We start from the raw sequence: 7,731 nt of genomic DNA, 5'->3' as shown, positions 1-7,731 counted from the left end.
GGCGCCCCCGCCGCCCCCCCCCCCGCGCCCCCCCCCCCCCCCGCGCCCCCCCGGCCCCCCCCCCCCCCCCCCCCCCCCCCGCCCCCCCGGGGGGCCCCCCCCCCGGGGGGCTCCCGCGCGTCCGGAGGACGCTCCGGCGGTGGCCCGGGTTGGCGTCCCCCGCCCGTGACCCCGGAGGTAGCCGGGCCCCCGCCCCCGGCTGCCGTTGCCGGTGGCGGGGGCGAGGGCCCGGGCGATGTGGCGGGTTACGGGAGCTTCCACTGCTGGTTGGTGCCCCCGTTGCAGTCCCAGATCGCCAGCCGGGTGCCGTTGGCGGTGGCGAGGGCGGGGTCGTCGAGGCAGCGGCCGGACTGGGTGCTCTTGAGGGTGCCGTCCGGCTGGGGCGTCCACTGCTGGTTGGCGCCCGCGTTGCAGTCCCAGAGCTCGACCGGGGTTCCGTTGACGGTGGCGGCGCCGGTCACGTCGAGGCACTTGCCGCCGTGGATGAGGGTGCCGTTGGACCAGGTCCACACCTGGGAGCCGCCGCCATTGCAGTCCCAGAGCTGGACGGCGGTGCCGTTGGCGCTGGAATCGCCGTTGTCGTCGACGCACTTTCCGGGCAGCGCGGAGGTGATCGGGCCGGTGTGGGTCGTCGGGGTACCCGGGGTGAGGGCGAAGTTGCCGAACTGGTCGGTCCGGTAGCCGGTCACCCCGAGGCCCGCCTGGCCGTTGGTGAAGCTGCCGTCGGTCGCGCTGCCCACCGTGACGCCGTCGACGGCGGCGGTGAGGGTGGTGTCCTGCATCGAGAGCGCGACGGTGTGCCAGCTGCCGGTGCCGGGGGCGGTGGTGGTGCCGCTCGCGAGGGTGGTGAAGTTCCAGCTGGTGTCGCTCTTGTCGATGGACCAGGCGCCGGTGTCGCTCACGCGCAGGTGGTAGGCGTTCAGGCCGTTGTTGTTGCGGCCCTGCTGGTTGACCCGGCCCAGGAGTTCGACGGTGCTCGACTGCTCGAAGAGGGTGTCGGCGGTGACCGTGTAGTTGGCCCAGCTGCCGTCGCCCATCATCGTGTACGGGGCGTCGTACGGCTCGTCGGTCCAGCGGATCGGCGTCGCCGGGGCCATCTGGCGCAGGCAGGTGCCGGTGCGGCCGCCGCCGCACGGGACGGTCCGGAAGGCGCCGTTCATGTCCGTGAAGTACCTGGGCGAGGTGGTCGTGGCGGGCGTCTCGAAGTCGTCCGCGTACGGCAGTCCGAGCGCGGCGGGGGCCGGCGGGGTGGCGGCGCCCTTGCCCTGGCCGGTCGTGGTGGTGACGGTGTAGACGTGGCCGGGCCGCAGGGTCAGCGCGAACGAGCCGCCCTGCGGCGTGACGTCCTGGGTGTGGACGAACCAGTCCGCCGGGTCGGCCGAGCCGAGGTCGGTGGACCACACGTGCACGGTGCCGGTGGACAGGCCGCCGGTGACGGTGAAGTTCGCGGTCTGGGCGGCGGTGGCGTCGGCGGTCTCGATGACGGTGCTGTAGTCGGTGGTGTTCGGTGACTTCAGCGTCACGTAGCTGCCGTTGGCGCGCGCGCCGCCGAGGTACCCGCCCGCCGAGTCGATGTAGCGCCAGCCGGGCTGGACGAACTGGGCGGTGTGCGCGGTGACCCACGTGGTCCTGCCGATCGTGTAGCTGCCGGACCAGGGCTGGTCGGCGATCGACATGCCGGCGGTGGAGAAGAACAGGTTCGGGTAGAGCGCGGCGATGACCGGCCAGTTGATGAACGAGGTCATCCGGCCGTCGAGGTAGCCGCGGTTGATCGCGCGCGCGACCGCGGGGGCACCGTCGTTGGCGTCCTCGGAGCCGTTCTCGCTCGCCCACAGCGGCTTGCCGAGCGCCCGGGCGTTCGCGGTGCTGGGGCAGTTGGTGAAGGAGCCGAGGTAGCCGCAGGGGTAGTGCACGCCGACGACGTCGACGGCGTTCCTGAAGGCCTGGTCGGTGGCCATGGCGTCGGCCACGGCCCAGGAGTCGTCGGCGGCGACGACCTTGGTGGCGCCGTAACCGTGGGAGACCAGCGCGCTCTTGAGGTTCTCGTACCAGGCCGCGTTGAAGCCGCGCTCGTTCCAGCCGCCGAGGTAGGAGACGGCCAGGTGGTGCCGGTCCGCGCAGCCCATCCAGGACATCAGGTAGTCGATGGTGTCCCGGGACCAGAAGTTGCCCCCGCTGCCGGTGTCGCCGATCCAGCCGGGGGCGCCCCAGGACAGGCCGTAGAACGTGATGCCGGGGTTGCGGGCGAGGGCCTGCTCGGCGAGCCACCACTCGTAGCCCTGGTCGCAGTCGACGGTGCCCCTGGTGTGCTCGATGCTGGGCTCGGCGCCGTCGGTGGAGTTGGTGTCGCCGCCGATCTCCAGCTTCAGCACCTGGAGCGAGGCGCCGTAGCCGGGCTTGAACAGGTAGTCGAGCACCTGGCTGCGCTGCGGCTCCGGATAGTCGGCCAGCAGGCGCGAGTTGCCGCCGCCGCCGGAGATGGCCCCGATCCCGTCGAAGGTGAGGCCGGGCCGGGTGCCGTCGACGGTGACGGCGGTCTGGACCGGCGTGGCGGCGTGGACGGCGGAGGGTGTGGCCAGGCTGCCGAGCGCGCCCAGCAACAGCGCCAGGGCGCCGAGGGCGGTGCGGAGTTTCGAGGGTTGGTAGCTGCGACCCATGGGCGTCTCCTGAGACGGATTGGCGAGGGGATGACCGGGCAGGAGCGTAGACCCAACTTCCAACACCAATCAACAATCTGACACCACATCAAACATCGGATTCCTGCCGAACCCTGGCCAGCCATGTCCGATCGCGGTGATTTCTGAGCGATTGTGTTGCCACTCCCCGACGTCACGGCCCTCATCAAAACCTCAGCATCGTGGCGGGAGACTGTCCGGGCGTGGCGCGCGACCCTTCCCCCGGTGGTCGCGCGCCATTCCTACGACCCCGCGTGTCCTCCGCGCCCCGCCGAGAGAGCCCCAGATGCCCGAGCACCAGGCCGACACCCTCCCGACCGCCGCCTTCCAGCCCCTGACCGCCGACGACCCCGCCACGGTCGGCGGCTACCGGCTGTTCGCACGGCTGGGGTCCGGCGGGATGGGCCGGGTGTACCTCTCGTACACGCGCGGCGGCCGGCCGGTGGCCCTCAAGGTGGTCCGGCCCGAGCTCGCGGAGGACCCCGAGTTCCGGGAGCGCTTCGCCCAGGAGGTCGCCAGCGCGCGCCTGATCCACGGCTTCTACACCGCCCAGGTCGTCGACGCCGGGGTGGACGCCGCCGTGCCCTGGCTCGCCACCACCTACGTCCCCGGCCCCTCGCTCCACCAGGTGGTCCGGCGCGCCGGGCCGCTCGCCGAGCAGACCGTCCTGCTCCTCGTCGCCGGCATCGCCGAAGCCCTCCAGGCGATCCACGCGGCCGGCGTCGTCCACCGCGACCTCAAGCCGGGCAACGTCCTCCTCGCCGCCGACGGCCCGCGCGTGATCGACTTCGGCATCGCCCGCGCCGTCGACGCCGCCGCCCTCACCAGCACCGGACTGCGCATCGGCTCCGCCGGCTTCATGGCGCCGGAACAGGCCCGGGGCCTGCGCGCCACGTCCGCCACCGACGTCTTCGCCCTCGGCGCCCTGGCCGCCTACATCGCCGGCGGCGCACCCCCCTTCGGCGGCGGTACGGATGCCGGCGCCCTCTACCGGGTGATCCACGAGGAGCCGGACCTCGCCCTCGTGCCCTCCTCCCTGCGCGGCCTCATCGGCTGGTGCCTGGCGAAGCGGCCCGAGGACCGTCCGACCACGGCCCAGGTGATCGAAGCCGTCCACGGCCACCCCGCCGTCGTCGGGGACCCGCGCTTCGCCGACGGCTGGCTGCCCCCGCAGGTGCACGCCGAGATCGCCCGGCGCAGCGACCTGCCCCGGGCCCCCTCCGAAGCGCCGACCGTCCTCGTCCCCGCGCCACCGCTGCACGACGGGGCGACGGCGCTGGCACCGGTCGCGCCCGAAGTGGACCACGGCGTGGCCGCCCCCGAGGCCGCTTCCGTGGCCGCCCCCGTGGCCGCTCCCGTGGCCGCGCCGATCCGCAGACGTTCCCACCGCCGGACGGCCCTGATCGCCGCGGCCGCCCTCGCCCTCGGGTCGGCCGGCACGTTCCTCCTCGTCCACCGCACGGACGACGGGCGCCCGGCCGCCGACAACCGCACGGTCGAGAGCGCGACCGACCCGGAGGCCCCGCCGGCCACCGCTCCCGTCTACACGGCCGTGTACACCGGCACCGCGCTCACCTCGTCCGACCGCAACGACGAGTTCGACCTCCGGAAGGGCACGGTCGCACCGGAGGGAACGGCGTCCTGGTACCTCGCCCGGACGTCGAGCGAGTTCCTCCTCGCCGACGGCAGCGACGCCTACGTCGGCACGGACAGCAGTCTCGGCACCGCCGACTGCCTCAAGGGGCTCGGCTCCCAACCCGCCTCCCGGCTCGACTTCGCCACCCTCACCGGCCGGGCCTTCTGCGTCCGCGAGGACGACGGCCGCGACCTGGCCGTCGTCCGGCTGCTGTCGGCCGCCCCGGGCGGCGGGCCGGTCAAGGTGTCGGTCGACCACTACCGCCGGGCCGACTGACCTTCCCGCCAGAGCGGTTCAGCCCATCGCCGCGAGCACCGCGCGGCGGGCCGGTCAAGGTGTCGGTCGACCACTACCGCCGGGCCGACTGACCTTCCCGCCAGGGCGGTTCAGCCCATCGCCGCGAGCACCGCGCGGCGGGCCGGTCAAGGTGTCGGTCGACCACTACCGCCGGGCCGACTGACCTTCCGGCCAGGGCGGTTCAGCCCGTCGCCGCGAGCACCGCGCGGTACCAGTCCGCGGCGGCGACGAGCCGGGCGAGCGGCCCCGGGCCGGGCGGGCAGGCGGCCAGGGACCAGATGTCGTCGCTGCGGTACCAGTGGTCGAGGGCGATCATCGCGAACTGCCGCTCCGAGACGCGGCCCGGCGCGGCGGCCAGCAGGCGGCGGCACTCCTCCCACGGGACAGCCGGGCCGGCCGGCGCGGGGACCAGCCCGAGGGCGTCCAGCGCGTCGAGGAGCTCCCCGGCGCGGACGGGCTCCGGGTGGCTCGCGTGGTGGACGCCCGACGGCACGGCGGGCTCGGCGGTCGCGACGGCGACGACCAGGCGGGCCAGGTCGGCGCGGTCGACGAGCGAGAGCCGGGCCCCGCCGCCCGCCCAGCGCACCGGCACCCGGCGGACCAGTTCGGCCACGGCGGGCACCACCCAGCGGTCCCCCGGGCCGGTCACCACGCCGGGCCGCAGCACGACGGCCCCGGCGGCCAGCGCGGCCCGCTCCCCGAGCAGCCGGGTGCGGCTGGCCTCCGAGGCGGGCACGGCGGGCACCTCGTCCACGCCGACACCCGCGTGCGGGCCCGGCCCGTACACGGCCGCGGTGGACAGGTGGACGACCCGGGAGACCCCGGCCCGGCGGGCGGCGGCCATGACGGCCCCGGTGCCGCGGACGTTGACCTCCTCGCACTCCTCGGCGGTGCCGGAGATCCGGGATGCGAAGTGGAGCAGGACGTCGGCGCCGTCGCACAGCTCGGCGAGGGCCTCCTCGTCGGCGAGGTCGCCCTCCACCCAGGACGGGCCGCTCACGGCGGGGACCTTCCGGGCCAGCGCGCGGACCTCGAAACCGTCCAACGCCCGGAGCACCGCCGAGCCGATGAAGCCCGTCGCCCCCGTCATCGCGATCCGGGGCCCCGTGGTCGAGGTCACCGCCCACCCCCTCCGTCAGGCCGCTCATTGTAGTGAGACGCGCCCACCCGCACGGAGGGGGCGGGGCACGGCCGGGGGTAAGGCCCGCCTAGGCTGTATGCCAAGCAAAACGGGCGAACCGGACCCCACCGGGGGCCACCAGGACGGAAAGCGGGACCCGCCGATGGGCGACGGAATGTCAGGCATGCACCACCACGGCGGGATGACCCAGCTAGGACCGTTCACCCTCTCCAACGTGTGGACCTGGTCCCCCGACTGGGTCTTCCTGGCCGGCTGCCTGGTCGCCCTCGGCCTGTACGCGCTCGGCGTCGTCCGGCTGTACCGCCGCGGCGACAAGTGGCCGGTCGGGCGCACCGTCGGCTGGGCCCTGGGCGTCGGCTCGGTGATCCTCGTCACCTGCAGCGGACTCAACGACTACGGAATGGCACTGTTCAGCGCGCACATGATCCAGCACATGGTGCTGTCCATGCTGTCGCCCATCCTGCTGCTCCTCGGCGCCCCGATCACGCTCGCGCTGCGCGCGCTGCGCCCGGCCGGCAAGGGGCGCCCGCGCGGGCCGCGCGAGCTGCTGGTGGCGCTCCTGCACAGCCGCTACGTCAAGGTGATCTCGCACCCGGCGTTCACCATCCCGCTGTTCATCGCGAGCCTGTACGGGGTCTACTTCACCCCGCTGTTCGACTTCCTGATGCAGTACCGCGCCGGGCACATCTTCATGATGGTGCACTTCCTGGCCACCGGGCTGGTGTTCTTCTGGCCGATCATGGGCGTGGACCCGGGCCCGAACCGCCCCGGCCACGTGATGCGGATCATCGAGCTGTTCATGGGCATGCCGTTCCACGCCTTCTTCGGCGTCGCGGTGATGATGGCCAACCACCAGCTGGTCAGCACCTTCACCACCGCGGGCGCCCCGCCCGGCACCGACCTGCTGGCGGACCAGAAGCTCGCCGGCGGCATCACCTGGGCGTTCGGCGAGATCCCGACGGCGATCGTGCTGATCGCGCTGGTCTACCAGTGGATGGGCTCCGAGCAGCGCAAGGCCCGCCGCGCCGACCGCGCCGAGGAGCGCAGCGGCGACGCCGAGCTGGAGGCGTACAACGCGTACCTGGCCTCGCTCGATCAGCGCGGGAAGCGCCCGGCGGCCGACGCGGGCTGAGGCCGGCCGCGGCCCGCCGCGTCGCGTACGTCACGGAACCCCCGTCCCGGACCACCGTCCGGAACGGGGGTTCCGTCGTAGGCGTTCGAGGAGGTATGCACGTCCTCCTGATCGTCGCCGTCCTGCTCGGCGGGTACGCCCTGCTGTGGCTGCTCGGCTTCCTCGGCCGGGCGCTGCACTACCGCCGGCAGCCCGTGCCGGTCGGCGCCGACTACGTCGTCGTCCTCGGCGCCGGACTGCACGGCTGCGACGTCACGCCGCTGCTCGCGGCTCGGCTGGACGCCGCGCTGGAACGGTTCGCCGCCGAGGAGGCCGCCGGGCACGCGCCGCTGCTGCTGGTGACCGGGGGCAAGGGGCCGCACGAGGAGTGCACCGAGGCCGCCGCGATGGCCCGCTACCTGCTCGCCCGGGGCGTCCCGGCCGGGCGGATCCGCCGCGAGGAGCGGGCCACCGACACCGTCGAGAACCTGCGCTTCAGCGCGGCCCTGATGGCCGCCGAGCGGCCCGGGTACCGGTGCACCGTCGTCACCAGCGGTTTCCACGTCCTGCGCTCGGCCACCGCCGCCCGCCGGGCCGGTGCGCCCGGCCGGGTCGCGGCGGCGGACGGGCTGCTCGCCCACGGGCCGTACCTGCTGCTGCGGGAGGCCGTCGCGACGGCCCTGGCGTACCGGCGGCTCAACACCGCCGCCGTCGCACTCCTGGTCCTGATCGCCCTCTGCTGGTGGTGAGACGACGGGCGGGGGGCCGCGGGGACCGGGGGGGCGGGGGGCCGCCCGGGGGGGACACCGCCGCCGGGCAGGGGCCCGGGGGGGCCCGCGCTGGGGTAGTGTGGGTGAGGCGCGCGCACGCC

The 7,731-nt window shown here is 74.5% G+C and carries 5 protein-coding genes; 3 read left to right on the top strand and 2 right to left on the bottom strand.

Going from position 1 to position 7,731, the window contains the following annotated elements; all coding sequences use genetic code 11:
* Positions 1 to 245: 245 nt before the first annotated feature.
* On the bottom strand, positions 246 to 2,657 hold the full coding sequence (locus ACFV4F_RS17125) for a ricin-type beta-trefoil lectin domain protein (protein ID WP_380503190.1): 2,412 nt from the start codon (positions 2,655 to 2,657) through the stop codon (positions 246 to 248).
* Between the two features lie 304 nt (positions 2,658 to 2,961).
* On the opposite strand from ACFV4F_RS17125, the gene ACFV4F_RS17120 reads away from it, so the two are divergent.
* A complete protein-coding gene (locus ACFV4F_RS17120; RefSeq protein ID WP_380503187.1) occupies positions 2,962 to 4,587 on the top strand; it encodes a protein kinase in 1,626 nt (541 codons plus the stop codon).
* Positions 4,588 to 4,789: 202 nt separating this feature from the next.
* On the opposite strand, the gene ACFV4F_RS17115 is transcribed toward ACFV4F_RS17120, so the two are convergent.
* Entirely contained in the window at positions 4,790 to 5,728 is a 939-nt protein-coding gene (locus ACFV4F_RS17115) for an NAD-dependent epimerase/dehydratase family protein (protein WP_380443724.1), read from the bottom strand.
* 184 nt (positions 5,729 to 5,912) lie between these two features.
* Here ACFV4F_RS17115 and ACFV4F_RS17110 point away from each other — a divergent pair, with 184 nt between their 5' ends.
* Both ACFV4F_RS17110 and ACFV4F_RS17105 read left to right on the top strand, forming a co-directional pair.
* A complete protein-coding gene (locus ACFV4F_RS17110; protein ID WP_380503184.1) occupies positions 5,913 to 6,881 on the top strand; it encodes a cytochrome c oxidase assembly protein in 969 nt (322 codons plus the stop codon).
* Positions 6,882 to 6,976: 95 nt separating this feature from the next.
* Entirely contained in the window at positions 6,977 to 7,609 is a 633-nt protein-coding gene (locus ACFV4F_RS17105) for a YdcF family protein (protein WP_380503181.1), read from the top strand.
* Positions 7,610 to 7,731 lie beyond the last annotated feature (122 nt).

This window comes from Kitasatospora sp. NPDC059722, from assembly GCF_042733235.1.
GTDB lineage: Bacteria > Actinomycetota > Actinomycetes > Streptomycetales > Streptomycetaceae > Kitasatospora.
This window is presented reverse-complemented; position numbering and strand designations above follow the sequence as displayed.